The sequence below is a fragment of the Halomonas sp. BC1 genome, assembly GCF_002078135.1.
In the GTDB taxonomy this organism is placed as follows: domain Bacteria; phylum Pseudomonadota; class Gammaproteobacteria; order Pseudomonadales; family Halomonadaceae; genus Vreelandella; species Vreelandella stevensii.
The window spans coordinates 125,239-150,498 of the sequence record NZ_LFGS01000011.1 but is presented as its reverse complement, the minus strand read 5'-3'; the positions used below and the strand labels follow the sequence as shown (position 1 = coordinate 150,498).

Genomic DNA, 25,260 nt, shown 5'->3' with positions numbered 1-25,260 from the left:
TATCCAGACAGTGGCCGTTGCGATACCCATAAGCGATCGAGAGGAGAATGGAATGAGCAAGATACCCAGCACGCTTCATACCCTGACGGCAGGAAGCCAGGAGTATCACTACTACAGCTTGCCCAAAGCAGCCGAAACGCTGGGCAACATCGACCGGCTGCCCAAGACACTCAAGATTCTGCTCGAAAACCAGCTGCGCTTCGCTGACGACGAGAGCGTCGAACAGGCCGACATGCAAGCCCTGGTCGACTGGCAAAAAGAGGGGCGGTCCAGCCGCGAAATCGGTTACCGCCCTGCCCGCGTTCTGATGCAGGACTTCACCGGCGTACCGGGGGTCGTGGATCTCGCCTCCATGCGCGCAGCGGTCGAGTCCCTGGGCGAAGACCCCGCCCGCATCAACCCGCTCACTCCGGTCGATCTGGTCATCGACCACTCGGTCATGGTCGACAAGTTTGGCACCCCCACGGCCTTTCAGGAGAACGTGGATATCGAAATGCAGCGTAACGGCGAGCGTTACGAGTTCCTGCGCTGGGGCCAGAAAGCATTCGACAACTTCAGAGTTGTGCCGCCCGGCACCGGCATTTGCCACCAGGTTAACCTGGAGTACCTGGGCCGCACCGTCTGGACCAAACAAGAAGACGGCAAAACCTTCGCCTACCCGGACACGCTGGTAGGCACCGACTCCCACACCACCATGATCAACGGCCTGGGCGTACTGGGCTGGGGGGTAGGCGGCATCGAGGCCGAGGCGGCCATGCTGGGCCAGCCGGTATCGATGCTGATTCCCGAGGTTATCGGCTTCAAGCTGACCGGCAAGCTGCAGGAAGGCATTACGGCCACCGACCTGGTTCTCACGGTCACCGAGATGCTGCGCAAGAAGGGCGTGGTCGGCAAGTTCGTCGAGTTCTACGGAGATGGCCTGAAAGACCTGCCGCTGGCCGACCGCGCCACCATTGCCAACATGGCCCCCGAGTATGGCGCCACCTGCGGCTTCTTCCCGGTGGACGATGAAACCCTCAATTACCTGCGCCTGACCGGCCGTGAAGATGAGCTGGTCGCGCTGGTCGAAGCGTACAGTAAGGCCCAAGGGCTCTGGCGTGAGCCCGGTGACGAGCCCATCTTCACCGATACCCTCAGCCTCGACATGAGCAGCGTGGAAGCCAGCCTGGCAGGCCCCAAACGCCCGCAGGATCGCGTCTCTCTCAAGAACATGCCCAAGGCGTTTGCCAGCGTCATGGAGGAAGATGGCAAGCCCTACCCTGCTACGGAAATGGGCAAGCTTTCCTCGGAAGGCGGCCAGACCGCCGTCGGCATCGACCGGAGCTTCGAGCGCTCGTTTCAGCATAACGATAGCCAAGCGGTCAAGATGGGTGAGCAGGATTTCAACCTGGACCCCGGTGCCGTGGTCATCGCGGCCATCACTTCTTGCACCAATACCTCCAACCCCAGTGTCATGATGGCAGCGGGCCTGTTGGCACGTAACGCGCGTCAGAAGGGGCTGACCACCAAACCCTGGGTCAAGACGTCCCTGGCGCCTGGTTCCAAGGTGGTCACCGACTACCTGGCCGCTGCCGAACTGGATGATGACCTGGATGCGCTGGGCTTCAACCTCGTGGGCTACGGCTGCACCACCTGTATCGGCAACTCCGGCCCACTGCCCGACGCCATTGAAAAAGCCATTCAGCAGGGGGACCTTGCCGTCGCCTCCGTGCTATCGGGTAACCGCAACTTCGAAGGCCGCGTGCATCCGCTGGTCAAAACCAACTGGCTGGCTTCACCGCCGCTGGTGGTGGCCTATGCACTGGCAGGCAACGTTCAATGCAACCTGTCCACCGACCCGCTTGGGGAAGACAGCGATGGCAACCCGGTGTACCTGAAAGACATCTGGCCCTCGCAGGCGGATATCGCCAATGCCGTACAGAAGGTCAACACCGAGATGTTCCGCAAGGAGTACAGTGCCGTTTTCGAAGGCGACGAAACATGGCAGTCGATCAAGGTGCCGGAAAGCAACGTCTACGAGTGGCCCTCCTCCACCTACATTCAGCACCCACCCTTCTTCAAAGGCATGCAGCGCGAGCCCGATGCCATCGAAGATGTCCAGAGTGCTCGAGTACTGGCGATGCTGGGTGACTCCGTCACCACCGACCATATTTCCCCAGCAGGCTCCATCAAGCCCGACAGCCCTGCTGGCCGCTACCTGCAGGAGCATGGCGTCAAACCCGTGGACTTCAACTCCTACGGCTCACGCCGAGGCAACCATGAAGTCATGATGCGCGGCACCTTCGCCAACGTGCGGATCAAGAACGAAATGCTGGACGGCGTGGTCGGGGGTGAAACGCGCCATGTGCCCAGTGGTGAGCAGATGTCGATCTATGACGCCGCCATGAAGTACAAGGAAGAAGGCACGCCGCTGGTGGTGGTGGCAGGCAAGGAGTACGGCACCGGCTCTTCCCGCGACTGGGCAGCCAAGGGAACCCGGCTGCTGGGCGTACGGGCGGTGATTGCCGAATCCTACGAGCGGATCCACCGCTCCAACCTGATTGGCATGGGCGTCGTACCGCTGCAGTTCCCCGAAGGCGAGAGCCGCACGAGCCTTGGGCTCACCGGTGACGAAGAGATTTCAATTGCGGGATTAAACGACTTGAGCCCAGGCGGCACGGTCAAAGTGGTCATCAAACAGGGCGACCAGGAGCGTACCATTGATGCCAAATGCAGAATTGATACCGCCAATGAGCTGGCTTACTACCGCCACGGTGGTATCCTTCACTACGTGCTGCGCAAAATGATCGGCGCAGCCTAACGGTAAAAACTTCCAATGCTTGCATCGCCCCCACCTTGGTGGGGGCTTTTTTTGCACCGCGCCTTAGAAAGCGCGGCGACGGTAGAAGCGATACTCCGGCGACCAGCAGGACTTTTCGATACGCTCACGCAGCTCCGAGCCGCTGGTTTTCAGCGCCACGCCGTTTTGCTGCGCCTGGGCAGCCACTTCGAAAGCAATCGACTTACTGATTTCACGAATGCGCGACAGCGGTGGCAGCAGCGCACCCTGCCCCTCCCTGACCAGCGGTGCTTCACGGGCCAGAGCACGCGAGGCGCTCATTAGCATCTCGTCGGTCACGCGGTGGGCGTCGGCGGCAATCACCCCCAGGCCAATACCGGGGAAAATATAAGCGTTGTTGCACTGGGCAATGGGGTAGGTCCGCCCGTTGTAGACCACCGGCGCAAAGGGGCTACCCGTGGCTACCAAGGCCTGGCCGTCGGTCCAGCGAATCACGTCCTCAGGCACGGCTTCTGCCTGGGAGGTGGGGTTGGAGAGCGGCATGATGACCGGGTGTTCACAGCCTGCATGCATGGTACGCACGACCTGTTCGGTAAAGATGCCCCGCTGGCCACAGACCCCAATCAGGATGGTGGGTTTGATCTGGGCGATGGTCTCTTCCAGCCCCTGACCGTTCCAGTTGGCTACCAGCGCAGGATCATGGGCCAGACGACGCTGGAAATCCCGCTGCCAGGTCTGGTCGCTGGTCATCAAGCCATCCCGGTCGACGATGAAGATGCGTGCTCGCGCCTCTGCTTCGGTCAAACCTTCGGCCTCCATGGAGACCACTACCTGCTCGGCGATACCACACCCCGCCGAACCACCGCCCACGAACACCACCCGCTGCTGCGCAATGGTTTCGCCCCGCGCCTGGCAGGCAGCCATCAGCGTACCCACCACTACAGAGGCCGTTCCCTGCACGTCGTCGTTGAAGCAGCACAGTTCGTTGCGGTAGCGCTCCAGCAACGGCACGGCGTTGGCCTGGGCAAAATCCTCGAACTGCAGCAGCACATTCGGCCAGCGACGCTTCACGGCGCAAATGAACTCGGCCATGAAGGCATCGTACTCTTCCTGGCTGACCCGCTCGTGACGCCATCCCATGTACATGGGGTCATCCAGCAGCGCTTGGTTATTGGTGCCCACGTCGATCATGATCGGCAGCGTGTAGGCAGGGCTGATGCCGCCACAGGCGGTATACAGCGCCAGCTTACCGATAGGAATGCCCATGCCGCCGATGCCCTGGTCACCCAGGCCAAGAATACGCTCGCCATCGGTTACCACGATGACTTTCACGTTGTCCTTGGTGGCACTGCGCAGGATGTCGTCCATATGCTCGCGGTCCGGGTAGCTGATGAACAAGCCCCGGTGGTTACGATAGATATTGGAAAACTCCTGGCACGCCTGACCCACAGTAGGGGTGTAGATGATCGGCAGCATCTCTTCCAGATGCTCGGACACCAGACGGAAATAGAGCGTTTCGTTATCGTCCTGAATGGCGCGCAGATGAATATGACGCTCCAGGTCACTATGGCACTGCTGGTACTGACGATAGACACGTTCGAGCTGGTCGTCGATGGTTTCGACTTTTTGCGGGAGCAGGCCGATCAGGTTGAACGCCAATCGCTCCTCTTGAGTAAACGCGCTGCCTTTGTTCAATAGCGGCATTTCAAGCAGCGAAGGACCGGCGTAAGGAATGTACAGGGGGCGTTTACTCTTCGTAGACATAGGCACTCTCTTTTTATGTCAATTGCTGTTGCAATGCAGCAACGCTGGGCGTTGGCGACGTTTGTGCGTAATGTAACATGGTCGTGCGACAAAGGTAGAAGCAGCGCCAGGAATGGCCATAAAAAAACACCCCGGCCATGGCCGAGGTGTTCATCGAATACACCAAAACGCTATCGATCAGCAGCTCTTGGCCGTGGGGCGACGCCCCTCTTCCCCGGCAAAGAAAAACGGCCGCAGTTTCACGCCGATCATGTTGCCCGCAAACGCCGCTGCCATCCAGACCCAGCCATGCAGGCTACCCGACGCAATGCCGCTGAAGTAAGCACCGATATTGCAACCAAACGCCAAACGCGCACCATACCCCAGCAGTAGGCCACCAATCACAGCGGCCAACACCGAGCGCAGCGGAATACGGAAATTCGGTGCGAAACGCCCGGCCAGATGGGCGGCTGCCAGTGCTCCCAGCATGATACCCACGTTCATGACCGTCGTGATATCGCTCCATACGCTGGCTTCCAGCGCGGCCGCGTTACCCGGTGCTTGCCAATAACCCCACTGGCTCACATCGCCGCCCACCAGCTCATACGCCTTGGCGCCCCACAGCGCAAAGGCCGAGGTAATTCCCCAAGGGCGACCCGCCAATGCCAGGGTGGCAAAGTTGAGCAGCGCCAGGGCCACGGCCCCCGCCACCAGCGGCCAGGGTCCCGTGAGCCAGCGCTCCACGCCGGGCTTATCGACCGTAGGGACCTGCTCCAGCTGGCCATGACGGCGCTTCTCCATGATCACCGTAAAGGCGGCAATGGCAGCGAACAGCACCAGGCTGATGCCGATGCCGCCCCCCACACCAGCCACATTGACCAACGACACCGGCTGGAAGGCGGGCAAACTTTGCCACCAGGTGAAATGCGCGGAGCCAATGACCGAGCCCACGATAAAGAACACCAGGGTAATCAGCATACGGGCATTACCACCGCCAGCGGTAAACAGCGTGCCCGAGGCACAGCCGCCTCCCAGCTGCATGCCGATACCGAAGATGAACGCACCGAACAGCACCGAAATGCCGATCGGCGAGACGAAGCCACTCACCGGCGTACCAAACAGCGACCCCGCCCCCAGCGCCGGGAAAAACAACACTACGGCAATCGCCAGCATGATCATTTGCGCCCGTAAGCCACGCCCACGACGCTCGGTAATGAACACCCGCCAGGCCGCCGTAAAGCCAAACGCTGCATGATAGAGCACCATACCCAGCAGGCCACCCACGATCATCAGCAGCCCGATATTGGCGCCAAAGATGACGCCAATCACGAGCGCCCCCAGCACAATCGCTGCCACGGCCAGAAGGGGCACGCGGTACGAGCTCGAAGCCACCATTGAGGTAGTCGCCATAATTCACCTGTTAGCAACGCCAAAAGCGCCTGCAACAGCAAGGCGCTTGGCTAAGTTGGACAATAGTTATAAGCCTAACGGCGAGGCGTAAACGCCGGAAATTCTTTATTAAAAGGTTAATATTCCAAAAGTGAATAATTAAACAAAACGCCCCAGCCCAACCACCGAACGCAGCTTATCCATGGTAATGGATGCCTCGGCACGGGCACGCTCAGCGCCTTTCTGCAATATGGCTTCGATATGGGCTGGGTCTTCCATCAAGGCATTATAGCGTTCACGCGGCGCGCTGAGATGGGCATTGAGGTATTCGAAGACCTGATCCTTGGCCTCTCCCCAGCCAATACCTTCCTCATATTGTTGACGCATGGTGGCGGTTTCGGCATCGCTGGCAAACGCAGCATAGATCTGGAACAGCGTACACGTGTCGGGGTCTTTGGGCTCACCAGGTTCCAGAGAGTTGGTCTTGATCTTGCGCACCAGCTTTTGCAGCTTTTTCTCGCTGACAAAAAGCGGAATGGTATTGTTGTAGCTTTTGGACATCTTGCGACCGTCCAGGCCTTTCAGCACCTCTGCCTTTTCGTTGACCTCGGCTTCCGGCTGAGCAAAGTACTGCCCTTTGAACAGATGGTTGAAGCGCCCTGCGATATCACGTGCCATCTCGATATGCTGGATCTGGTCGCGCCCGACCGGCACTTTATGGGCATTGAACATCAGTATATCGGCGGCCATCAGTACCGGGTAGCTAAACAGCCCCATGGTAATGCCCTTGTCCGGATCCTGGTCGCCAGCCTCTTCGTTTTCGGCCACGGCGGCCTTGTAGGCATGGGCTCGGTTCATCAGGCCCTTGGCACAGACGCACGACAGCATCCACATCAGCTCGGGAATTTCGCTGATATCCGACTGGCGATAGAAGATGGCGTTATCGGTATCCAGACCCAACGCCAGCCAGGTAGCGGCGATCTCCATGCGTGACGCCTGAACACGCTTGGGATCCTGACACTTGATCAGGGCGTGAAAGTCGGCCAGGAAGTAGAACGACTGCACGTTAGGGTCCTGGCTTGCCTCGATGGCAGGCTTGATGGCCCCGACGTAATTGCCGAGGTGAGGCGTCCCCGTCGTGGTAATTCCGGTCAGCACGCGGGTTTTGGCTATCTGACTCATGATCTGGATCCAACTGAATAAAGGTGAAAAACGATACGCTATTGTACGCCTATTTCCAAACAACGGCTGCCTGCCCATCCTCATGCAGCTCCAGCCGCACGAACACGGGCTCACTCTGGGCCACGACGCCATCATTTTCAGACAGCACTGCCCCCAGCGCCATGACCCACGGCTCGCCCTGAAACATCACCGGCACGAACAGACAGCCCTGGGAGGGGCAATTCTGCGACACACGATAGGCAAGAGGGTTGCCAAGGTAGTCGTCGAAGCGCACCGTGGCGGGAACTTCTATCTGCGGCGCGCCCTCCCACGATAGTTCGTCGAATCGCCATACCGCGTGTGCCGCCGCACTCCCTGAGTTCATTTGAGCCTGCAGGGAAGCACGGAAATTGCCCGCGAGCCGCTCGTCCACCAGGGCGGACTGCATGCCCATCATCGCCGTGACCAGTGCACTGGCCAGCAATACCATGACAATGACCAGCGCAGCGCCTCGCTGAGTGTTCATCTGCTCGAGCCCCCCAGGCTATTCATCCGGATGGAATAACGCTTCACGATGGGCCACATGAAAAGTGACTGCTTGACCACTGGGTCCTAACGGCAACACTACTTGATACACGTCAGACGCCTGTCCAACGACGGTGCCGACGGGTTCATCGCGTGCACAGGAGGCACCCTCTGCAGCCTGGAAGGTCACCAGCGGCTGCGCTCGCGACATATCCTGTAGTGTGCAGCGACACTCACTGGCTGACGGGACGCACTGTAACCGGTAGTACGGCTCTCCCGTATCGTCGTATGCCCCGTGGCGCTGTAACGTGGCCGTAATGTGGGCAACGGAGAAAATCAGCGCCTCCTGCTGGCGCCCGAGACTTTCTGTCTGCCTAAATGTGTGCAGAGTGCTCAAGAAGAGCTGCCCTGCCCCTATCACAATGGTGACGCCCACCACCATGGCCACCATCATCTCTGTCAGGGTGAAGCCGTTTTGCCTCTCCATAGGCGCCGCCACACTCTTTAAAGAGGGAGTTGAAAAGGATAAACAAGCGACTGGGCGCTTGCGTCCAACGCGCTGTCCAGCCCGACCGTCACCTCGAACAGGCAATCTTGCCGGGTAATGGTGCTATCAGCCGCCCTGGCATGGCGGATAAGCGGCCCACCTGAAGCAGCGAACCAGGCCGCGTGCCAGGCACGCTCGATCTCGGCAAGCGGGATATCCTGACAGCCCTCGGCATGACGCGTTGCCGCCCAGACCCGTTCCTGGGCATCCAGCGCCGCTACGCTCACCAGCGTTTGCTGATAGCCGCGCTGCACGGCCTGCAAGGCTTTCAGCTGCATGGCAGCAATACTGATCAGGCCAAGTGACAGCACCACCAGCGCCACGAGTGCCTCGACCAAGGAGAAGCCGCCTTGCTGCCGGTGCTTACCAGCAGGCAGCAGGCAGCCTTTCGCCACGGGCGTTGTACTGCAAGTCTTGTTCGCAGCCATCGTCTCGCTCACTGGAAGCCGTTAGCAGGAAACCACCGTCTTCGTCACCACCATTGGCGACCGTAATGGCGTAGTTACCATCGGGCGAGGTGGCCGTGACGGTGCAGTCATTGTAGGAGTATTGACGTGAATAGCAGCGCTCCATCTCGGAGGCGGCCTGAAGCAGGCCCGCATGCGCATCGGTGCGCAGGGAACGCTCGACATAGCGGTTATAGCTGGGGTAGGCGATACCGACGATGATACCGATGATCGCGACGGCGATCAGCAACTCGATGAGGGTAAACCCCTGAGGGGGAAATTTGCCACCCACAGGGGGAATAGAGCGATCTGGCACGCGCGGTGCTCCCGTATCAACTGAACCATACTTCGAGTATGTCCCAAACCGATACGCTTTGCACCTCCATGAACAGCTCAGGTGTTAACGCTGTCTCACTGATGATTATTCACTAACGATCACACGCTCGCGTAGCTCTTTGGGCATGGAGAAGGTGATGTTCTCCTCACGCCCCTGCAGCTCCACGGGGGCTTCTGCGCCTAGCGTCTGTAACTGGTCGATGACGCCTTTCACCAGCACTTCCGGGGCGCTGGCACCAGCAGTGACGCCAATGCGCTTGACGCCTTCGAGCCAGGCAGCCTCAATCTGCTCGGCATTGTCGATCAGATAGGCGGGGGTCCCCATGCGCTCGGAAAGCTCCCGCAGGCGGTTGGAGTTCGAGCTGTTGGGGCTGCCCACGACCAGCACCAGGTCGCTGTCCGCTGCCAGCTCGCGCACGGCATCCTGGCGGTTTTGAGTGGCGTAGCAGATATCGTCCTTGCGCGGCCCCTGGATCTCGGGAAACTTCTCCCGCAGCGCGTCGATCACTTTGGCCGTGTCGTCCATGGAGAGCGTGGTCTGGGTGACGAACGCCAGCGCCGCAGGGTCGTTGACGACCAGATTGGCAACGTCCTGTTCGTCTTCCACCAGATAGATCTTGCCCCCATGGGAAGTGTCGTAGCGCCCCATGGTGCCTTCGACTTCGGGGTGGCCTTCATGCCCGATGAGAATGCACTCCTGGCCGCGTTTGGCGTAGCGCAGCACTTCCATGTGTACCTTGGTGACCAGCGGGCAAGTGGCATCGAAAACTTTCAGACCACGCTGTTCGGCATCCTGCTGAACCGCTCGGGAAACGCCGTGGGCCGAGAAGATGACGATCACATCGTCGGGCACTTCATGGAGTTCTTCGACGAAGACTGCCCCGCGCTCGCGCAGCGTTTCCACCACGAAGCGGTTGTGCACGACTTCATGGCGCACATAAATCGGCGGGCCGAAGACATCCAGCGCGCGATTGACGATATCGATCGCACGGTCGACCCCGGCGCAGAACCCGCGCGGGTTAGCCAGCTTGATCTGAATGGGCTGAGATGACTCTGATGACTGCATAAATGCGCCTTGATGCAACCTGCATCGCTCGGGAAATTAGTGTTTGGTGATCGGCGTGACGTTGAGCACTTCGACCTCGAACGTCAGCGTGCGCCCTGCCAGCGGGTGGTTGAAATCGACCTCCACGCGGTCACCTTCTACTGTTTTGACCACGCCCGGCAGTTCCGTTCCCGCCTTGTCGGCAAACGACATGACCATACCCACTTCGGGCTCGTCGTCACCAAAATCGGCTCGCTTCAAGGTCTGGATATTCTGCGGATTATGCTGACCGAAGGCATGCTCCGGGGTAATCTGGAATGACCCGCTCTGGCCAGCAGCCATGCCCTTGATGGGGTGCTCGAAACCCGGCGGCAAGTTGCCATCGCCATATTGAAACGTGGCAGCCGCTTTCTCTTTGGTGGAATCCACCACCGTGCCGTCCTCCAGCTTCAACGTGAAGTGGAGGGTAATTTCCATGCCATCGTCAATTAGGTAGTCCATAGTTCCTCACAGGTAGGTGCGGGGGCGTTCAGGCCATTTTTTTACGGCGTCGATCGCCCATGAACGACTCCCAGATAAGCCCCACGGCACCCAGCGTAATACCAATATCGGCCACGTTGAAAGCCGGGTAGTACCAGCCCGCCACGTGGAATGAGAGAAAGTCCACGACATAGCCGTGAATGAGCCGATCATACAGGTTGCCCAGCGCGCCACCGATGATCAACGGCAGCGCGATGGCCAGCAGCTTTTCGTCTGCCCGCACCCTGGAGAGCCACACGGTCAGCCCTATGCTGGCGCCAATGGCCACCGTGGCAAAAAACCAGCGCTGCCAGCCCGGATGGTCAGCCAGGAAGCTGAAGGCCGCGCCGGTATTGTGCAGCAGGGTCAGGTTGAAAAACGGCAGTACTTCAACCGGCTGTGCATAACTCAAAAAATGGCTGGCGGCGTATTTGGTCAGCAAATCCAGCACGATCACCGCCACCGCCAGCCATAGCCAGCGCAGCGGCCGCCGCATGGGCGGACGCTGGTGGGTCGAGGCTTCCGTGCCGCTCACGGTGTTAGGCATAGTAACGAATCTCTCCACTGCCTTCGGGCAAGTTGCTCACACAGCGGCCACACAGGTCCGGATGGGCGGCAAAACTGCCCACATCGGCGCGGTGGTGCCAGCAGCGCTCGCACTTGGCATGCTCACTAGCGTTGACGGCTACCTTCAACCCCTCAAGCTCGGTACTTTCGGCACCGGCCGCATCGGCCAGCGGTGCCAGATGCACTTCACTGGTGAGCATCACAAAGCGCAGCTCGTCGCCCAGCTTGGCCAGCGCCGTGTGCAGTTCGTCGTTCACGTAAAGCGTGACTTCTGCCGCCAGGCTGCCCTTGATCACTTTGGCGTTACGGGCATCTTCCAGGCACTTGTTCACCGAGTGCTTCACTTCCAGCACCTGCTCCCAGAACGCCCGGCCCATCTCGGCACCCTCGTCCAGCGTGGAGAGGCCTGTGTAATAAGTCTCCAGCAGCACGCTGTCGCCACGCTGGCCGGGGATATGCTCGAAAATCTCTTCGGCGGTGAACGATAGAATCGGGGCCACCCAGCGGCTCAACGCTTCCACCACGTGATACAGCGCAGTTTGCGCACTGCGACGGGCCAGCGAGTCGGTTTGCGTGGTGTACTGGCGGTCCTTGATGACATCCAGGTAGAAACCACCCAGCTCCCGGGCGCAGAAACCGTGCACCTGCTGGTAGACATCCAGGAAGCGGTACTCTTCATACGCTTTTTCGATACGGCCCTGCAGCTGAGCCGCACGGTCCACTACCCACTGGTCCAGCGCCAGCATATCGCCGAACGCCACCTGATCCCGAGCAGGGTCAAAACCGCTCAGGTTGGACAACAGGAAGCGGGCCGTGTTGCGAATACGGCGATAGACGTCGGCCGTACGCTTGAGAATTTCGTCGGAGACGGCCATCTCGCCGGAGTAGTCCGTCGAGGCGACCCACAAGCGCAGAATGTCCGCCCCCAGCTTGTCCATCACGCTTTGCGGGGCCACCACGTTACCGATGGACTTGGACATCTTGCGCCCCTGGGCATCGACGGTGAAGCCGTGGGTCAGCAGCTGCCGGTAAGGCGCATGCCCATCAATGGCCGCGCCGGTCAGCAGCGAGGAGTGGAACCAGCCCCGGTGCTGGTCCGAGCCTTCCAGGTAAAGGTCTGCCCGGGGGCCACTCTCATGGCCATGGGGGTGCGAGCCGCGCAGCACGTGGCGGTGGGTGGTGCCCGAGTCGAACCACACGTCCAGCGTGTCGGTGACTTTTTCGTAGTCGGCGGCTTCCGCGCCCAGCAGCTCGGAGGGTTCCAGCTTGAACCACGCTTCGATGCCCTCTTGCTCCACGCGCTTGGCGGCCTCTTCCATCAGCGACACGGTGTTCGGGTGCAGCTCACCGGTCTGCCTGTGCAGGAAGAAGGGGATCGGCACGCCCCAGTTACGCTGACGGGAGATACACCAATCCGGGCGGTTGGCAATCATGCTGTGCAGGCGCGCCTGCCCCCAGGCAGGGGTGAACTCGGTGGCTTCGATACCGGCCAGCGCCCGTTCGCGCAGGGTCTTGCCATCCTTGCCTTTGATATCCATGCCGACGAACCACTGGGCCGTGGCACGATAGATGACCGGCGTCTTGTGGCGCCAGCAGTGCATATAGCTGTGCGTGATCGGCGTATGTGCCATCAGCGCGTTTACGTCACGCAGCTTCTCGATGATGTTCGGGTTGGCTTTCCAGATCATCTGGCCGCCAAAGAACGGCAGGTCATCGGCATAAACGCCGTTGCCCTGCACGGGGTTCAGCATGTCGTCAAAGCTCATGCCGTGCTCACGGCAGGTAACAAAGTCATCCATACCGTAAGAAGGGGCGGAGTGAACGATACCGGTGCTGCCGACTTCAGACTCCACGTAATCCGCCAGATAAACCGGCGAGAGGCGGTCGTAGAACGGGTGGCGGAAATTGATCAGATCCAGGTTGTTGCCCTGAGTCGTCGCTACCACCTCACCTTGTAAACCAAAACGCTCCAGGCAGCTCTCGACCAGCTCTTCGGCCAGCAGCAGCAACCGCTCGCCGGTATCCACCAGCGCGTAGGTGAAGTCGGGGTGAACGTTCAGCGCCTGGTTGGCGGGAATGGTCCAGGGCGTGGTGGTCCAGATCACCACCGCCGCAGGCTTGGCCAGCTCGCTCAGACCGAACGCCGCTGCCAGCTTGTCGGCATCTTCCACGGGGAAGGCCACGTCGATGGCGTCAGATTTTTTATCAGCGTACTCGACTTCCGCCTCGGCCAGCGCCGAGCCACAGTCGAAGCACCAGTTGACCGGTTTAAGCCCTTTGAAGACGTAGCCCGCTTCGACCATATCGGCCAGGGCGCGGATCTCGCCCGCCTCGTTGGCGTAATCCATGGAGCGGTAGGGGTGATCCCAATCACCGATGATCCCCAGGCGCACGAAATCCACCAGCTGGGTTTCGATCTGGGCACCGGCGTACTCACGGCACAGCTCACGGGCTTTATCGGCCGGAAGGTGCTTGCCATGGGTGGTCTCGACCTTGTGCTCGATAGGCAGGCCGTGGCAGTCCCAACCCGGCACGTAGGGTGCATCGAAGCCCGCCAGGTTCTTGGACTTGACGATGATGTCCTTGAGAATCTTGTTGACGGCGTGACCGATATGGATGCTGCCGTTGGCATAGGGAGGGCCATCGTGCAGGACGAACAGCGGTGCCCCCGCACGGGCTTCGCGCAGGCGCTGGTACAGGTTCATGTCCTGCCACTGGGAAACGCGCCCTGGCTCCTGCTTCGGCAGCATGCCGCGCATGGGAAAGTCGGTTTCTGGCAGGTTTAGCGTGTGCTTGTAATCCATAGTTCCGGTCAGCCGTCGTTAGCATCGGCGTCGTTATCCGCCGAAGTGAAATCAGAAGAAGCGGTCTCACGCCCAAGCGGGGCCGAGGCCAGCGGAAGAGTACGTGCTACGCCAGCCTCAGCCGCCGCAAAATAGCGGCGCGCCCTGGCCTGGTCGTGTTGAATCTGCGCCTTCAGCGCGTCGAAATCGTCGAACTTCACTTCCCCGCGCAACCGTGCGCAAGGGTAAACCGTCAGCCGCTGACCATACAGGTCGCCGGAAAAGTCCAGCAGATGCACTTCGAGGGTGGGCCGTTTGGCCCCCACGGTGGGCCGAAAACCGACGTTGGCCACGGCGGGCAGGCGAGCACCGTTCGGCAGCTCGGCCACCACGGCAAACACGCCGCGCAGCGTCAGCGGCTGGGGCAGTAGCGGCAAATTGGCCGTGGGCACACCGATGGTGCGCCCCAACTGCTGATCGCGCACCACGCGGCCATGCAGCGAATAGGCCCTGCCCAGCAGGCGCGCCGCCACCTCGAAATTGCCGCTGGCCAGCAAGGTACGCACCCGGGTGCTCGATACACGCTCCCCTGCCACCGTGAAGGTGTGGGTATTTTCGACGCCAAACCCATGGTGACTGCCCACGGCTTCCAGCAGCTCGAAATCGCCCTGGCGATCACAGCCAAAACGGAAATCATCCCCTACCACCAGATGGCGGACGTTCAACCCCTGGATCAACACCTGGTCGATGAACTGGCGGCCGGTCAGGCTGCGCAAGGCGTCGTTGAACGGCAGGCAAAGCACCTGTTCCGCACCGTGGTCGTGCAGCAAGCGCACTTTTTCCCGCAGCCGCGTCAGACGAGGCGGCGCCTGGTCACCCGCAAAGAACTCCCGTGGCTGCGGCTCGAAGACCACCACGGTCAAGGGCACTCCCAGGCGGGCCGCGTGCTCTCGGCACTGCTGCAGGATCGCCTGATGGCCGCGATGCACGCCATCAAAATTACCGATGGTCGCCACGCAGCCACGCTGAGAGGGTGTCAGATTGTGCAGACCTCGAATGACGTGCATGGCACCTCTGCCGTCTTGAAAGCGTTTGATTATAACGAACGTGCTGGCCTGGTGCAGGTCAAGATTGCCATCGGGCCATCTTGACCAACGCCCCGCCTCAGCCTAGCTATTCATCCTGAAATGCCGTGGGCGCAGCCCCAGCGCCGTCAGCCACAGGAAGTAGAGTCCACCGCCAAGCACCACCAGTCCGGACACCCAGCGAATCCGCTGCCACATGTCGAACTCCAGCCACACCTGCCAGTGGGGTGACACAAAATAGAGCGCCGCCCCCATCAGCAGGCTGCCCCCACCCAGCTGCACCGCGTACCGCCCCCAGCCAGGCTGAAACACCAGCACGCCCTGACGATACAACAGGTAGCCCAGCAACCCCGCGTTCAGGAACGCCGACAGCGCCGTGGCCAGCGCCAGCCCTGCGTGCGCCAGCGGCCAGATCAGCAGCAAATTGAGCAGCATGTTGGCGACCATGGCGACGATCCCGACCTTCACGGGGGTTTTGGTGTCCTGGCGGGCAAAGAAGCCAGGGGCCAGCACCTTGATCAGCATGAAGGCCACCAGACCAAACGCATAGGCGCGCAGACTCATGGCTGCCATCTGAATATCCACCTCGGTCATCGCCCCATAGTGGAACAGCGTGATCAGGAAAGGCTCGGCCAGCACCGCCAGCGCCAGCGCCGCAGGCACGCCCAGCAACAGCACCACGCGAATGGCCCAGTCCAGCATGGCAGCGAAATGTTCGCTGGACTGCTCTGCGTGGCGCTTGGAAAGCGCGGGCAGGATGATGGTACCAATGGCTACCCCAAACACGCCCAGCGGCAGCTCCACCAAACGGTCCGAGTAGTAGAGCCAGGAGACGCTACCGGCTACCAGCAGCGACGCCAACACCGTATCCAGCAACAGGTTGATCTGCGACACCGATACGCCAAACAGCGCCGGAGCCATCAGCTTGAGAATACGCTTGACCCCATCATGGGCGAAGTTGGGCCATGGCGTTGGCAATAGCCCCAGGCGCAGCAAAAACGGCACCTGAAAGGCGAGCTGGGCAGCACCGGCAATCAGCACCCCCCAGGCCAGCGCCATGGCAGGCTCTTCCATCAGAGGCATTAAAAACAGCGCCGCCCCGATCAACGAAAGATTGAGCAACACTGGCGTAAACGCAGGAACGGCAAAGCGGTTCCAGGTATTCAGAACACTGCCGGAAAAGGCCGTCAAGGAAATCAGCAGCAGGTAGGGGAAGGTCAAGCGCAGCATGTCGGCGGTCATGGCCAGCTTGTCGGGGTCACGCCCAAAGCCTGGCGCAAACAGCCATACCAGCCAGGGCGCACCGAGCATGGCAAACGCCGTGATCAGCGCCAGGATGGTGGTCAGGCTGCCCGCCACCGCATTGAGCAGCTCACGAATTTCCTGCTTGCTGCGCTGGGTCGAGTACTCCGACAACACCGGCACAAAGGCCTGATTGAAGGCCCCTTCGGCGAACAGTCGGCGCATGAAATTGGGAATCTTGAACGCCACGAAGAAGGCATCGGACCCGTTGCCCGCCCCCAGGAAGGTGGCAACCACCACATCCCGCACCAGCCCCATGACCCGCGAGATCATGGTCATGGCGCTCACCACCAGTCCAGAGCGCATCAGCCCTCGGCGCGGCGGCGACATATTGGCTTGCGGCGGTGTCTTCGCACTCATCACTGGTTCCATACTGAGAAAAGGGGGGCTCAAGCAGCACGGGCAACGTTTGGACACAAAAAAACCGGCCGCAGCCGGTTTTTTAGGGCGACTGCCGGCTTACGCCGCCAGAGCCTTGATGCGCTTGTTCAAGCGGCTTTTCAGGCGCGCTGCTTTCTTCTTGGAAAGCACGTCCTTGTCAGCAATGCGGTCAACGACCGGCTGCATGACCTTGAACTCTTCCATGGCCTTGCCATGATCGCCAGTGTTGATCGCCTTGATCACGCGCTTGATGTAAGTGCGGACCATGCTGCGCTGGCTGGATTTCAGGACGCGACGAGTCTCGGCCTGGCGGGCGCGCTTGCGTGCTTGCTTGCTGTTCGCCACAGGTATCTCCTTGGAGAATAAAGGTTGCCCATCAACGGCAACGGATTAACTATGTGTCTGTCGGCTGGCAATTGCCTTGGCACGACATTTCCGTACGAATCTTTCCACAACAACCGATTGATTTGGCAGCACTTTCAATTCTGCCAAATAGTGTAACGAGCAGTCATTTCGCTGCCCGTTCACGGGTCTTGTCTGAGAGGATGGCGTAGTCTATCACGCGTCAAGCGTGCTTGCTAGCCGTTGTCAATGGTTTCAAGCTGCGACTTCAGCTTCTCAAGCCGCTCGTAGGACTTGCGCAACCACTTGCATGCCTAACTCATTGAGTAAGTCAGCCGCGCATCCTACGTATCGACGCGAAGCGTGATGCGCTAGTTAAGCGGCGAGCCTTGGCGAACGTCAAGGCAAATACTGGATAAATATCAGGTAATGGCTTAGGCTTTTTCCATGACTCGAACCATGATTCGCACGGACAAGTGGCCACTACAAGCCACGACGCAGCAGCGACACCTGATGCGTTTGACGCTGGCGGAGTATCGCCAGTTCTGCCGTGCGTTGTCGGTGGTGGTCCTGGCCAACTGGCCGTCGCTGCAGCAGGCCCCTAGCTTTGCCGCTGCCGTGGAGCGGCTGATGCACCCGACCAAGAAGAACCCCTCGCCTCGCCACCACTACTTCGTGAAGCGTTTCTACAAGTTCCCGTCCTACCTGCGCCGAGCCGCCATCGAGTTCGTCAAGGGCCAGGTATCGAGCTACCTGACCCGCTATTGGGCCTGGCAGTCGGGAGATCGCCAGCGGAAACATGCCCAGCCACCGCGTTTCAACCCCGTGGCCGGCTGCTATCCGGCGATGTATCGCGGGCAGTTGGTCAAGTTCGATGCCGACTTCACCACCGCCAGCCTGAAGCTGTGGGATGGCAAGGAGTGGCTGTGGCATAACGTGGCGATCAAGGCGGTACGTCAGCGCCATCTTCTCGGCACTGTGAAGTCGCCCACCCTGGTGCTCAATCGACGCTGCCACCTGGCGGTGCCGGTGGCGTTGGCGCCTCAATCCCTCCCTGACCAGCAGCGCGTATGCGCCGTGGACGTGGGGATCAATACGCTGGCCACGGCCAGCATCGTGACACCGGACGGCACTGTCGCAGCGCGTGGATTCTTCCACCCCGCCGCGGACATAGACCGTCGCGACAAGCGCGCCACGCTGATTCGCCGCAAGGCGCGCAAGACCGCCAGGCTCTCGAAAGGGTTCGGGCGGATGTGGTACCGCAAGGCCCAGCACATCAACGAGCAGATTGCCCAGCAGACCTCCCGTCGACTGGTCGACTTCGCACTGGCACAGGGCGCCGATGTGATCGTGCTGGAAGACCTGAAGGGCTGGCGCCCCAAAGCCGGCAAGAAACGGTCGGGACTTCGCCAGCGCTTCCATCAGTGGCTACATCGCCGGCTGACCACGCTGATCGAGCAGAAAATGGCCGAGGCGGGTGGTCGGGTTGTCTACGTCTATGCCCGGGGCACGTCTTCCTGGGCTTTCGATGGCTCGGGTCGCGTCAAGCGGGACAAGGCACAGCACGAACTGGCTATCTTTCCGAACGGCAAGCAGTACAACGCCGACCTCAACGCCAGCTACAACATCGGTGCCCGCTATTGGGCCTGGAAACACAAGCTGACCCGCCGCAAGGACGGGCAGTTGTCAGCGGGCAGAAGCTCCCTTGGCAAACCGAGAACACCGGTCACGCTCTCAACGCTCTGGCGGCGAGAGCCTGAAGCCCCGCATCAATGCGTCGCATGATGCGTGGGAGTGTTCACCAGACCAAAGACATCGGTCTCCTCGATCCAGCGATTGATCGGCTGCGCCGACTGAGCCGCCAGATCGATGACCAGGTCACGTTCGGGGTGCTCTTTCACGGCAGAGGCGTATGCCCAAAGGGGAATCTAGCAGGAAAAGCAGAGCGAAAAATAGACAAGGCGCAGAAATAGTCGCGGGCATTGCCGTAAAGCCAACCTGCATCAGGCAAAAAGCCCGATCCCTCTCGGGCTCGGGCTTTTCAGCGTTAGGCGGTGGCACTAAGTAGCAGCACCACCCAACAAGCTCACATCATGCAGCGATGGCAGCATCACCCATTTTCTGACGAAGCTTTTTCATGGCGTTCTTTTCGAGCTGGCGAATACGCTCGGCGCTCACCCCGTAAACATCGGCCAGGTCATGTAACGTGGCTTTGTCATCGGTTAGCCAGCGGCGCTGGAGGATATCCCGAGAGCGGTCATCCAGTGCCTGCAAGGCCAGCTGAAGGCGGCGCGTCGAATCCTCTTCGAAGTCGCTATCTTCCAGCTGCGTCGCCGGGTCTGCCGAAGCGTCATCGAGGAAGTAGGCAGGTGCCTGATAAGCGCTCTCGTCGTCATCGCCGGGCGCTGCGTCGTAACCAGCGTCGAATGCCGACAAACGGCCTTCCATGTCACGCACGACTTCCGGCTTGACGTCCAGGTCCTTGGCGATAGCGTTGACTTCGTCGTTGTTCAACCAGGCCAGACGCTTCTTGGCGCTGCGCAGATTGAAGAATAGTTTGCGCTGTGCCTTGGTGGTAGCAATCTTGACGATACGCCAGTTGCGCAGCACGAACTCGTGGATTTCTGCCTTGATCCAGTGCACTGCAAAGGATACGAGGCGCACGCCCTGGTTAGGGTCGAAGCGCTTGACGGCCTTCATCAGGCCAACGTTGCCTTCCTGGATCAGGTCGGCCTGGGGCAGGCCGTACCCCGAATAGCTGCGCGCGATGTGGACAACGAAGCGCAGATGCGACAACACCAGACGACGCGCCGCTTCCAGGTCGCCTTCGTCATAGAGGCGAAACGCCAGCTCACGCTCTTCTTCGACGCTCAAGACGGCAATGCCGTTGACCGCCTGAATGTAGCCGCCCAGGTCGTTACCTGGCGACAGCTGTCCCACCGGTAGAAGACTAGTGCTCATGTGCAAACGGTCTCCCTTAAAATCTTTTATAGTCGACGCGTAGGCTATGCTCGGCCAGCGCATCTGGAATTGACTGATAAGACCCCGGCCAACCGTCAAGGTTCACTAGGCCAGTTCATCAGCGGTAGCACCTCTTTCAGGCGTGTCACTGGTCCATTAACCTGAAATGACATGACCGTGACTACCCGATGTCCTGCGCCGTGAACCTAGCGCGGGCGGATACTGGAAAGGTGGCGGGTCACTGCCAGCCATGCTCCTAACCACCCCAGTAGTATACTGCAAGATAGCAGAATTGTAGAGCCCGTCACATCCAGCTGCGGCAAAGTGAAGCTGGCGCCATAGCTGGCTGCCAGGGCCGCTACTGGCAGCGATAGCCAGTGATTTCCCAACCCCAGCAACCCGAGCGCAATCACGCCTCCCCCAATGCCGTACCAGGCACCACTGTAGAGAAATGGCCGCCTGACAAAGGCATGGGTGGCCCCCATGAGCATCACCACCTCGATCTCGCGGCGGCGGCTTTCTACCGCCAGGCGTATGGTGTTGCCCACCACCAGCAAGACGCCAAAGCCGAACAGAACGCCCAGCGCCAGCGCCACCCGGCGCCCCAGCTCGGCCAAATGGCGCAGCCGCTCCACCCAGGCCAGATCGACACGAACTTCGTCTACGCCAGTGAGGGTTTCGAGCCGATGGGCCAGCTCCGCCATGGCATCGGGGTCGACGCTTTGCGGTGCAATCACGATGCTGGTGGGCAACGGGTTGTCATCCAGCCCCGCCAAAGTGTCATCGATACCCAGCGACTGCTGGAATTCGGCCATGCCCTCTTCCGGGCTGATCATGCGTGCCTGCGCCACGCCTTCGTCTGCCACGACCGCCTCTTCTATACGCGCCGCCTGCGCTTCGTCCACGGCAACGTCGAGGTAGACCGTCAGCGTCGCGCTTTCATCCAGCTCGGTATTCAGCAGGCGAGCGCTATCCAGCGTCAGCCAGAGCGCAGCCGGGAGTACCAGCGCAATCGCAATGGCCAGCATGGTCAGCAGGTTGCCCAGCGGCTGGCGCACCAGCCGGTACAGGCTGTCGATGGCCATGGCACGATGGTGCCTGCCCCAGGCACGCAGGCGACCGCTGAAACGTGTCTGCTGCGAACGCGCCCCCTTGCGTGCTGGCGCTTCGCTCGGTGAGGGCGGAGTGGGCGCAGCGCGTTTGGCTCGCGGGGCAGCGCCGCCCTGGCGCGGCGTAGCAGGGTGGCGAGGTGTCGAACGCTTCATAAGGCTCCCTCGTCACCCACCAGACGACCACCCTGCAAACGCAGAATGCGGTGACGCAACCGGGCAATCAATGCCAGGTCGTGGCTGGCGATCATGATGGTCGTGCCAATCCGATTGAAATCCTCGAAGAGCCCCATGATATCCGCCGACAGCTGTGGGTCGAGGTTACCGGTGGGCTCGTCCGCCAGCAGCAAGGCAGGCTTGTTGACCACTGCCCGCGCAATGCCCACCCGCTGCTGCTCACCACCAGAAAGTTCGATGGGCAGCGCTTTCTCGCGATGCAAGAGACCTACCTTGTCGAGGGCGGCACGCACCCGCCGGGCGGCTTCTCGTGGCTCGACACCCTGGATTTCCAGCGGCAGCGACACGTTGTGGAACACGCTGCGGTCGAACAGCAGTTGGTGGTCCTGAAACACCACGCCAATCTGGCGGCGGTAGAACGGCACCTGACTGGGGTGCAGCTGGGCAATATCGTGCCCCGCCACCACCACCCGGCCCCGGCTAGGAGTCTCAAGACGCATGATGAGCCGCAGCAGCGAACTTTTGCCTGCCCCCGAGTGGCCGGCCAAAAAGACCATTTCACCTCTGGCCACGCGGAAGTTCAGGTGCGCCAGCGCATCAAAGCGCCCTCCATAGCGCTTACCCACATGCTCGAAGGCAATCATGCGCGGCTATCATCTCCCTGGCGGTCAAACAGTGCGTTGACGAAATCATGGGCATCGAAGGGGCGCAGGTCGTCCAGACCTTCACCCACGCCAATGAACCGGATGGGCGTCTCCAGCTGTTTGGCCAGCGCGAAGATGATGCCGCCCTTGGCGGTACCGTCCAGCTTGGTCAGCGTGATGCCACTGATCGGCACCGCTTCATTGAACGTGCTGGCCTGGGAGATGGCGTTCTGGCCCGTGCCCGCATCCAGCACCAGCATGACCTCGTGGGGTGCGGTATCATCCAGCTTCTGCATGACACGGTGCACCTTCTTGAGCTCTTCCATCAGGTGGCTCTTGTTATGCAGCCGCCCGGCCGTGTCGGCAATCAGCACGTCCACCCCACGGGCCTTGGCCGCCGCCACCGCATCGTAAATCACCGATGCGCTGTCCGCGCCGGTGTGCTGAGCAATCACCGGGACGCTGTTGCGCTCACCCCAGACCTTCAACTGCTCCACGGCGGCCGCCCGGAAGGTATCCCCCGCCGCCAGCATGACGCTCTTGCCTTCGCGCTGAAAACGCTGGGTGAGCTTGCCGATGGTGGTGGTTTTCCCCACCCCATTGACCCCCACCACCAGAATGACGAAGGGCCCGCCATTGGCGCTCTGGACATCCAGCGGCGTGGAGACCGGCCCCAGCAGCGCGGCCAGCTCTTCCTGCAAGCCGCGATACAGCGCCTCCGGGTTGTTCAGTTCCTTGCGGGACACCCGCGCTTCCAGGCGCTCGATGATCTCGCTGGTGGCTTCGATGCCCACATCGGCCATCAACAGCTGGGTTTCCAGGTCTTCCAGCAGCTCGTCATCGATATGCTTCTTGCCCAGAAACAGATCGGCCAAGCCATCGGTCAGGTTGGCGCGGGTCTTGCCCAGCCCCGATTTGATGCGTGCAAACCAGCCCTTCTTCTCGCCCTGCTCGGCCACCGGCTTCTCTTGCAGCGCGGGCTTGACTGGCTCTGGCTCTGGCTCTGGCTCTGGCTCTGGCTCTGGCTCTGGCTCTGGCTCTGGCTCTGGCTCTGGCTCTGGCTCTGGCTCTGGCTCTGGCTCTGGCTCTGGCTCTGGCTCTGGCAGCGTATGTTCCACAAGCTCACTGTGCACCGGCTCTTCGTCCTGGGGTAGCGGCGCCTCTTCCTCGGTGGCTGGCGGAGATAGCGGCTCATCCAGCGCCAAGGCGCTGGCGGGCGCGTCTTCGCGAGGCGCCTCTGGCGCGGCCTCTTCCGCCGCGGGAGCCGGTGTGTCACGCTCGCTGACGGGGGGTTCAGCGCCTAGCGACGGATCCTGACTTTCCTGCGGCTCCGGCTGGGAGTCGTGCTTTTTCTTGCGTTTGAAAAAACCGAACATAAGGGTCATCCGACTGAATAGGTGAACATTGCGATTATCCTACCACCGCAGGCCAAGACTTTGGATAAGTTGCCCGCTACAATCCGCGTCATGAAACGACAACGCTCCTCTCGCTCAACGCCTCGCGGCGCTTCTGCATCCCGTGGCCCGACTCGGCCACCGGGAAAATTGCGCATCATTGGGGGTGACTACCGCCGCCGTTTGCTGCCGGTACTCGACCAGCCGGGGCTGCGCCCCACGCCGGACCGGGTGCGTGAAACCCTGTTCAACTGGCTGGGCCAGGCGCTTTACGGCCAGCGCGCCCTCGATCTGTTCGCAGGCACCGGTGCGCTGGGTATCGAAGCGCTCTCCAGGGGAGCGGCTGCCGTGACCTTCGTCGAGCGCACCCCGGCGGTGGCGTCACTCATCGGCGACAATCTGGCCACTCTGGGCACCCTCAAGGGGCACGTGGTGACCCAGGAGGCGCAGGCATTTCTCGCCCAGCCCGGCGACCCCATGGCGCTGGTGTTTCTCGACCCCCCCTTCCATCAGGGGCTGGCAGCACCTTGCTGCGCCCAACTGGAGGCAGGTGGCTGGCTGGCCAACGATGCCATGATCTATCTCGAAACCGAGCACACGCTGACCCCGGAAGTCCCGGCCAACTGGCAATTACATAGAGAAACCCGAGCGGGTGAAAGCGTTGCCCGACTCTATCGTCGCGGGCCTGCGTAAAGCGCTTGCCGACGACTCGCCGCAGCGTTACGCTCGGCGCATCGACATCGTTATTCATTCCCATGTCGGCAGGCCGCTGCCTGCCGATCGTCACCGGAGGTAGGCATGAGCCTGGAGCTTTTCAATCAGTTGGAGCAGAAAGTCACCGACACCGTCGAGGCGTTGGAGATGATGAAGTTGGAAAACGAAGAGCTTCGCAATGAAAACAGCCAGCTGAAGCAGGAGCGCGAAGAGTGGGAGCGTCGCCTGCAGGGTGTCCTGAGCAAGTTCGACGGTATCGAAGGGGGCAGCGCCTCTTAAGGCAACGCCCGCGACATCAGCAGCGCATCTTCTCGCCCGGTCGTCCCTTCAGCGGCCGGGTAGTAGCCTTTACGGCACCCATCCTGTGCGAACCCCGCCCGCCGATAAAGCGCTATGGCCCGCTGGTTGCCAGCGCGCACTTCCAGCAATAGCCGCTCGGATGACCACTGCGTGGCCGCGGCCACGCAGGCGTCCAGCAACTGCCTCCCTACCCCTTGCCCCTGTGCCTCCGGGCTTACGCCAATGGCCTGCAACTCGGCATCGAAGGGCAGCCTGACCAGCAGCGCATAGCCCAGCAGAACACTCTCTTGCCAATACCCTGCCACCCAGGCTTGTTCGTCCTGCAGCGCTGCCAGCAACTGAGCGCGACTTGCTCCGCTGCGCGCCTGCGCTTCGAGCGAGCACACTCCTTCGGCGTGCTGGCCATCAAGCCGAGTGATCATGCAGGCTCCACTGCTGCCCCAATGCCACCAACCGTGGCCACAGGGCACGTTTGGCCCCGGCCTGCTGCATCAGTGCCGACAACCCTGGCGCCTCCCATACCGGCAAGGACAAGCTGCGGCTACGCCCATCGGTCAGGGCCATCACCTGCGCCATGGCCGATGCCTCGACGGCATCGCTCGCGCCCCACCAGAGCACGTTTTCCAACGCCCAGCCCTGACGGCTGGCCGCGCCGGAGACGAAGGCAGCCAGCCCCTCCCGGGCTTCTTCCAACGGGTCCTCTGGGGTAAATGCAGTGGCCATCGGCGGCCATTTGAAAGTGACCACCGTGGGCAGCTCACCTTTCAAAAGTCCTGCCGCACGCAGCATATTGGCCAACAGCTGCTGCTCGGGAGGTGACATGTCGCCTTCGCACAGGCTGAGCCAGCGGCCATCGAGACAGACGCAGGACAGGCTGAACTCCAGCGGTTTGGCCACTGCCTTGGGGGTCTCGGATACGGCATCGTCTGGCACTTGCGGCGCTGGCGCTTCGACAGGTTGGCCGCCCAGCAGCGCGCGCACCGCCTGGGGGGCGGCATGGGAACTGGCAGG

General features: G+C 61.1%; 25 protein-coding genes. 4 read left to right on the top strand and 21 right to left on the bottom strand.

Going from position 1 to position 25,260, the window contains the following annotated elements; genetic code table 11:
- Positions 1-52 precede the first annotated feature (52 nt).
- On the top strand, positions 53-2,800 hold the full coding sequence (acnA, locus tag B7L72_RS09455) for an aconitate hydratase AcnA (RefSeq protein ID WP_081193988.1): 2,748 nt from the start codon (positions 53-55) through the stop codon (positions 2,798-2,800).
- A gap of 63 nt (positions 2,801-2,863) precedes the next feature.
- Here the strand turns inward: acnA and B7L72_RS09450 are convergent, their stop codons facing one another.
- The 14 genes from B7L72_RS09450 to rpsT form a co-directional block, all read right to left on the bottom strand.
- Positions 2,864-4,543: an NAD-dependent malic enzyme gene (locus B7L72_RS09450; protein ID WP_081193986.1), complete on the bottom strand. Its 1,680-nt coding sequence runs from the start codon at positions 4,541-4,543 to the stop codon at positions 2,864-2,866.
- Positions 4,544-4,720: 177 nt separating this feature from the next.
- Positions 4,721-5,932 (bottom strand): YeeE/YedE family protein, encoded by a 1,212-nt coding sequence (locus tag B7L72_RS09445; RefSeq protein ID WP_081138857.1) that lies wholly within the window; start codon positions 5,930-5,932, stop codon positions 4,721-4,723.
- Between the two features lie 138 nt (positions 5,933-6,070).
- Entirely contained in the window at positions 6,071-7,093 is a 1,023-nt protein-coding gene (locus B7L72_RS09440; protein ID WP_081193984.1) for a tryptophan--tRNA ligase, read from the bottom strand.
- 49 nt (positions 7,094-7,142) lie between these two features.
- On the bottom strand, positions 7,143-7,598 hold the full coding sequence (locus tag B7L72_RS09435; RefSeq protein WP_081193982.1) for a pilus assembly PilX family protein: 456 nt from the start codon (positions 7,596-7,598) through the stop codon (positions 7,143-7,145).
- An 18-nt stretch (positions 7,599-7,616) separates the two neighbouring features.
- Complete coding sequence (locus B7L72_RS09430; protein WP_016916035.1) at positions 7,617-8,084, bottom strand: PilW family protein; 468 nt, start codon at positions 8,082-8,084, stop codon at positions 7,617-7,619.
- Between the two features lie 17 nt (positions 8,085-8,101).
- A complete protein-coding gene (locus B7L72_RS09425) occupies positions 8,102-8,539 on the bottom strand; it encodes a type IV pilus modification PilV family protein (RefSeq protein ID WP_227407525.1) in 438 nt (145 codons plus the stop codon).
- A complete protein-coding gene (locus tag B7L72_RS09420) occupies positions 8,508-8,906 on the bottom strand; it encodes a type IV pilin protein (protein ID WP_139788489.1) in 399 nt (132 codons plus the stop codon). Before B7L72_RS09420 ends, B7L72_RS09425 begins: the two co-directional genes overlap by 32 nt.
- A gap of 105 nt (positions 8,907-9,011) precedes the next feature.
- Entirely contained in the window at positions 9,012-9,992 is a 981-nt protein-coding gene (ispH, locus tag B7L72_RS09415; protein ID WP_016916032.1) for a 4-hydroxy-3-methylbut-2-enyl diphosphate reductase, read from the bottom strand.
- 36 nt (positions 9,993-10,028) lie between these two features.
- Positions 10,029-10,472 (bottom strand): FKBP-type peptidyl-prolyl cis-trans isomerase, encoded by a 444-nt coding sequence (fkpB, locus tag B7L72_RS09410; protein ID WP_081138848.1) that lies wholly within the window; start codon positions 10,470-10,472, stop codon positions 10,029-10,031.
- Between the two features lie 28 nt (positions 10,473-10,500).
- Positions 10,501-11,037 carry a signal peptidase II gene (gene lspA, locus B7L72_RS09405; RefSeq protein ID WP_016916030.1) on the bottom strand — a complete coding sequence of 179 codons (537 nt, stop codon included), beginning with the start codon at positions 11,035-11,037 and terminating at the stop codon, positions 10,501-10,503.
- Positions 11,030-13,861: an isoleucine--tRNA ligase gene (gene ileS / locus B7L72_RS09400; RefSeq protein ID WP_081193978.1), complete on the bottom strand. Its 2,832-nt coding sequence runs from the start codon at positions 13,859-13,861 to the stop codon at positions 11,030-11,032. The genes lspA and ileS overlap by 8 nt, the downstream gene beginning before the upstream one ends.
- Positions 13,862-13,869: 8 nt before the next feature.
- Positions 13,870-14,907 carry a bifunctional riboflavin kinase/FAD synthetase gene (gene ribF / locus B7L72_RS09395; RefSeq protein ID WP_026001968.1) on the bottom strand — a complete coding sequence of 346 codons (1,038 nt, stop codon included), beginning with the start codon at positions 14,905-14,907 and terminating at the stop codon, positions 13,870-13,872.
- Between the two features lie 102 nt (positions 14,908-15,009).
- The gene (gene murJ / locus B7L72_RS09390) at positions 15,010-16,587 is read right to left on the bottom strand and encodes a murein biosynthesis integral membrane protein MurJ (protein WP_081193976.1); all 1,578 of its coding nucleotides are present in this window, start codon (positions 16,585-16,587) and stop codon (positions 15,010-15,012) included.
- Positions 16,588-16,686: 99 nt separating this feature from the next.
- On the bottom strand, positions 16,687-16,953 hold the full coding sequence (gene rpsT / locus B7L72_RS09385; RefSeq protein ID WP_016916025.1) for a 30S ribosomal protein S20: 267 nt from the start codon (positions 16,951-16,953) through the stop codon (positions 16,687-16,689).
- A gap of 444 nt (positions 16,954-17,397) precedes the next feature.
- Between rpsT and B7L72_RS09380 the strand changes: the two genes are divergently transcribed.
- The gene (locus B7L72_RS09380) at positions 17,398-18,735 is read left to right on the top strand and encodes an IS200/IS605 family accessory protein TnpB-related protein (RefSeq protein ID WP_026001967.1); all 1,338 of its coding nucleotides are present in this window, start codon (positions 17,398-17,400) and stop codon (positions 18,733-18,735) included.
- Here B7L72_RS09380 and B7L72_RS18905 read toward each other — a convergent pair.
- The 5 genes from B7L72_RS18905 to ftsY all read right to left on the bottom strand — a co-directional run bounded on the left by B7L72_RS18905 (position 18,720) and on the right by ftsY (position 23,217).
- Complete coding sequence (locus tag B7L72_RS18905) at positions 18,720-18,851, bottom strand: hypothetical protein (RefSeq protein WP_254893791.1); 132 nt, start codon at positions 18,849-18,851, stop codon at positions 18,720-18,722. The two genes, B7L72_RS09380 and B7L72_RS18905, sit on opposite strands and share 16 nt — an antisense overlap.
- A 190-nt stretch (positions 18,852-19,041) precedes the next feature.
- Entirely contained in the window at positions 19,042-19,911 is an 870-nt protein-coding gene (gene rpoH, locus B7L72_RS09370) for an RNA polymerase sigma factor RpoH (protein WP_081193972.1), read from the bottom strand.
- A 206-nt stretch (positions 19,912-20,117) separates the two neighbouring features.
- Complete coding sequence (ftsX, locus tag B7L72_RS09365; RefSeq protein ID WP_081193970.1) at positions 20,118-21,176, bottom strand: permease-like cell division protein FtsX; 1,059 nt, start codon at positions 21,174-21,176, stop codon at positions 20,118-20,120.
- Complete coding sequence (ftsE, locus tag B7L72_RS09360; protein WP_081193968.1) at positions 21,173-21,841, bottom strand: cell division ATP-binding protein FtsE; 669 nt, start codon at positions 21,839-21,841, stop codon at positions 21,173-21,175. The genes ftsX and ftsE overlap by 4 nt, the downstream gene beginning before the upstream one ends.
- Positions 21,838-23,217, bottom strand: a complete 1,380-nt coding sequence (ftsY, locus tag B7L72_RS09355) for a signal recognition particle-docking protein FtsY (RefSeq protein ID WP_081194008.1) — start codon at positions 23,215-23,217, stop codon at positions 21,838-21,840. The genes ftsE and ftsY overlap by 4 nt, the downstream gene beginning before the upstream one ends.
- 90 nt (positions 23,218-23,307) lie before the next feature.
- Between ftsY and rsmD the strand changes: the two genes are divergently transcribed.
- Both rsmD and B7L72_RS09345 read left to right on the top strand, forming a co-directional pair.
- Complete coding sequence (gene rsmD, locus B7L72_RS09350) at positions 23,308-23,928, top strand: 16S rRNA (guanine(966)-N(2))-methyltransferase RsmD (protein WP_170919515.1); 621 nt, start codon at positions 23,308-23,310, stop codon at positions 23,926-23,928.
- Between the two features lie 105 nt (positions 23,929-24,033).
- Positions 24,034-24,228, top strand: a complete 195-nt coding sequence (locus B7L72_RS09345) for a cell division protein ZapB (protein WP_016916017.1) — start codon at positions 24,034-24,036, stop codon at positions 24,226-24,228.
- On the opposite strand, the gene rimI is transcribed toward B7L72_RS09345, so the two are convergent.
- The gene (rimI, locus tag B7L72_RS09340) at positions 24,225-24,671 is read right to left on the bottom strand and encodes a ribosomal protein S18-alanine N-acetyltransferase (RefSeq protein WP_081138842.1); all 447 of its coding nucleotides are present in this window, start codon (positions 24,669-24,671) and stop codon (positions 24,225-24,227) included. The genes B7L72_RS09345 and rimI overlap by 4 nt on opposite strands.
- Positions 24,655-25,260, bottom strand: a 606-nt coding sequence (locus B7L72_RS09335; protein ID WP_081193966.1) for a hypothetical protein, incomplete at its 5' end; no start/stop codon positions are given. The genes B7L72_RS09335 and rimI, both read right to left, overlap by 17 nt.

What these genes read in the sequence shown, in the direction of transcription:
- acnA (WP_081193988.1), top strand. Translation starts at nt 53, where the DNA reads ATGAGCAAGATACCCAGCACGCTTCATACCCTGACGGCAGGAAGCCAG.
- B7L72_RS09450 (WP_081193986.1), bottom strand. Translation starts at nt 4,543, where the DNA reads ATGTCTACGAAGAGTAAACGCCCCCTGTACATTCCTTACGCCGGTCCT.
- B7L72_RS09445 (WP_081138857.1), bottom strand. Translation starts at nt 5,932, where the DNA reads ATGGCGACTACCTCAATGGTGGCTTCGAGCTCGTACCGCGTGCCCCTT.
- B7L72_RS09440 (WP_081193984.1), bottom strand. Translation starts at nt 7,093, where the DNA reads ATGAGTCAGATAGCCAAAACCCGCGTGCTGACCGGAATTACCACGACG.
- B7L72_RS09435 (WP_081193982.1), bottom strand. Translation starts at nt 7,598, where the DNA reads ATGAACACTCAGCGAGGCGCTGCGCTGGTCATTGTCATGGTATTGCTG.
- B7L72_RS09430 (WP_016916035.1), bottom strand. Translation starts at nt 8,084, where the DNA reads ATGGAGAGGCAAAACGGCTTCACCCTGACAGAGATGATGGTGGCCATG.
- ispH (WP_016916032.1), bottom strand. Translation starts at nt 9,992, where the DNA reads ATGCAGTCATCAGAGTCATCTCAGCCCATTCAGATCAAGCTGGCTAAC.
- fkpB (WP_081138848.1), bottom strand. Translation starts at nt 10,472, where the DNA reads ATGGACTACCTAATTGACGATGGCATGGAAATTACCCTCCACTTCACG.
- lspA (WP_016916030.1), bottom strand. Translation starts at nt 11,037, where the DNA reads ATGCCTAACACCGTGAGCGGCACGGAAGCCTCGACCCACCAGCGTCCG.
- ileS (WP_081193978.1), bottom strand. Translation starts at nt 13,861, where the DNA reads ATGGATTACAAGCACACGCTAAACCTGCCAGAAACCGACTTTCCCATG.
- ribF (WP_026001968.1), bottom strand. Translation starts at nt 14,907, where the DNA reads ATGCACGTCATTCGAGGTCTGCACAATCTGACACCCTCTCAGCGTGGC.
- murJ (WP_081193976.1), bottom strand. Translation starts at nt 16,587, where the DNA reads ATGAGTGCGAAGACACCGCCGCAAGCCAATATGTCGCCGCCGCGCCGA.
- B7L72_RS09380 (WP_026001967.1), top strand. Translation starts at nt 17,398, where the DNA reads ATGACTCGAACCATGATTCGCACGGACAAGTGGCCACTACAAGCCACG.
- rpoH (WP_081193972.1), bottom strand. Translation starts at nt 19,911, where the DNA reads ATGAGCACTAGTCTTCTACCGGTGGGACAGCTGTCGCCAGGTAACGAC.
- ftsX (WP_081193970.1), bottom strand. Translation starts at nt 21,176, where the DNA reads ATGAAGCGTTCGACACCTCGCCACCCTGCTACGCCGCGCCAGGGCGGC.
- ftsE (WP_081193968.1), bottom strand. Translation starts at nt 21,841, where the DNA reads ATGATTGCCTTCGAGCATGTGGGTAAGCGCTATGGAGGGCGCTTTGAT.
- ftsY (WP_081194008.1), bottom strand. Translation starts at nt 23,217, where the DNA reads ATGTTCGGTTTTTTCAAACGCAAGAAAAAGCACGACTCCCAGCCGGAG.
- rsmD (WP_170919515.1), top strand. Translation starts at nt 23,308, where the DNA reads ATGAAACGACAACGCTCCTCTCGCTCAACGCCTCGCGGCGCTTCTGCA.
- B7L72_RS09345 (WP_016916017.1), top strand. Translation starts at nt 24,034, where the DNA reads ATGAGCCTGGAGCTTTTCAATCAGTTGGAGCAGAAAGTCACCGACACC.
- rimI (WP_081138842.1), bottom strand. Translation starts at nt 24,671, where the DNA reads ATGATCACTCGGCTTGATGGCCAGCACGCCGAAGGAGTGTGCTCGCTC.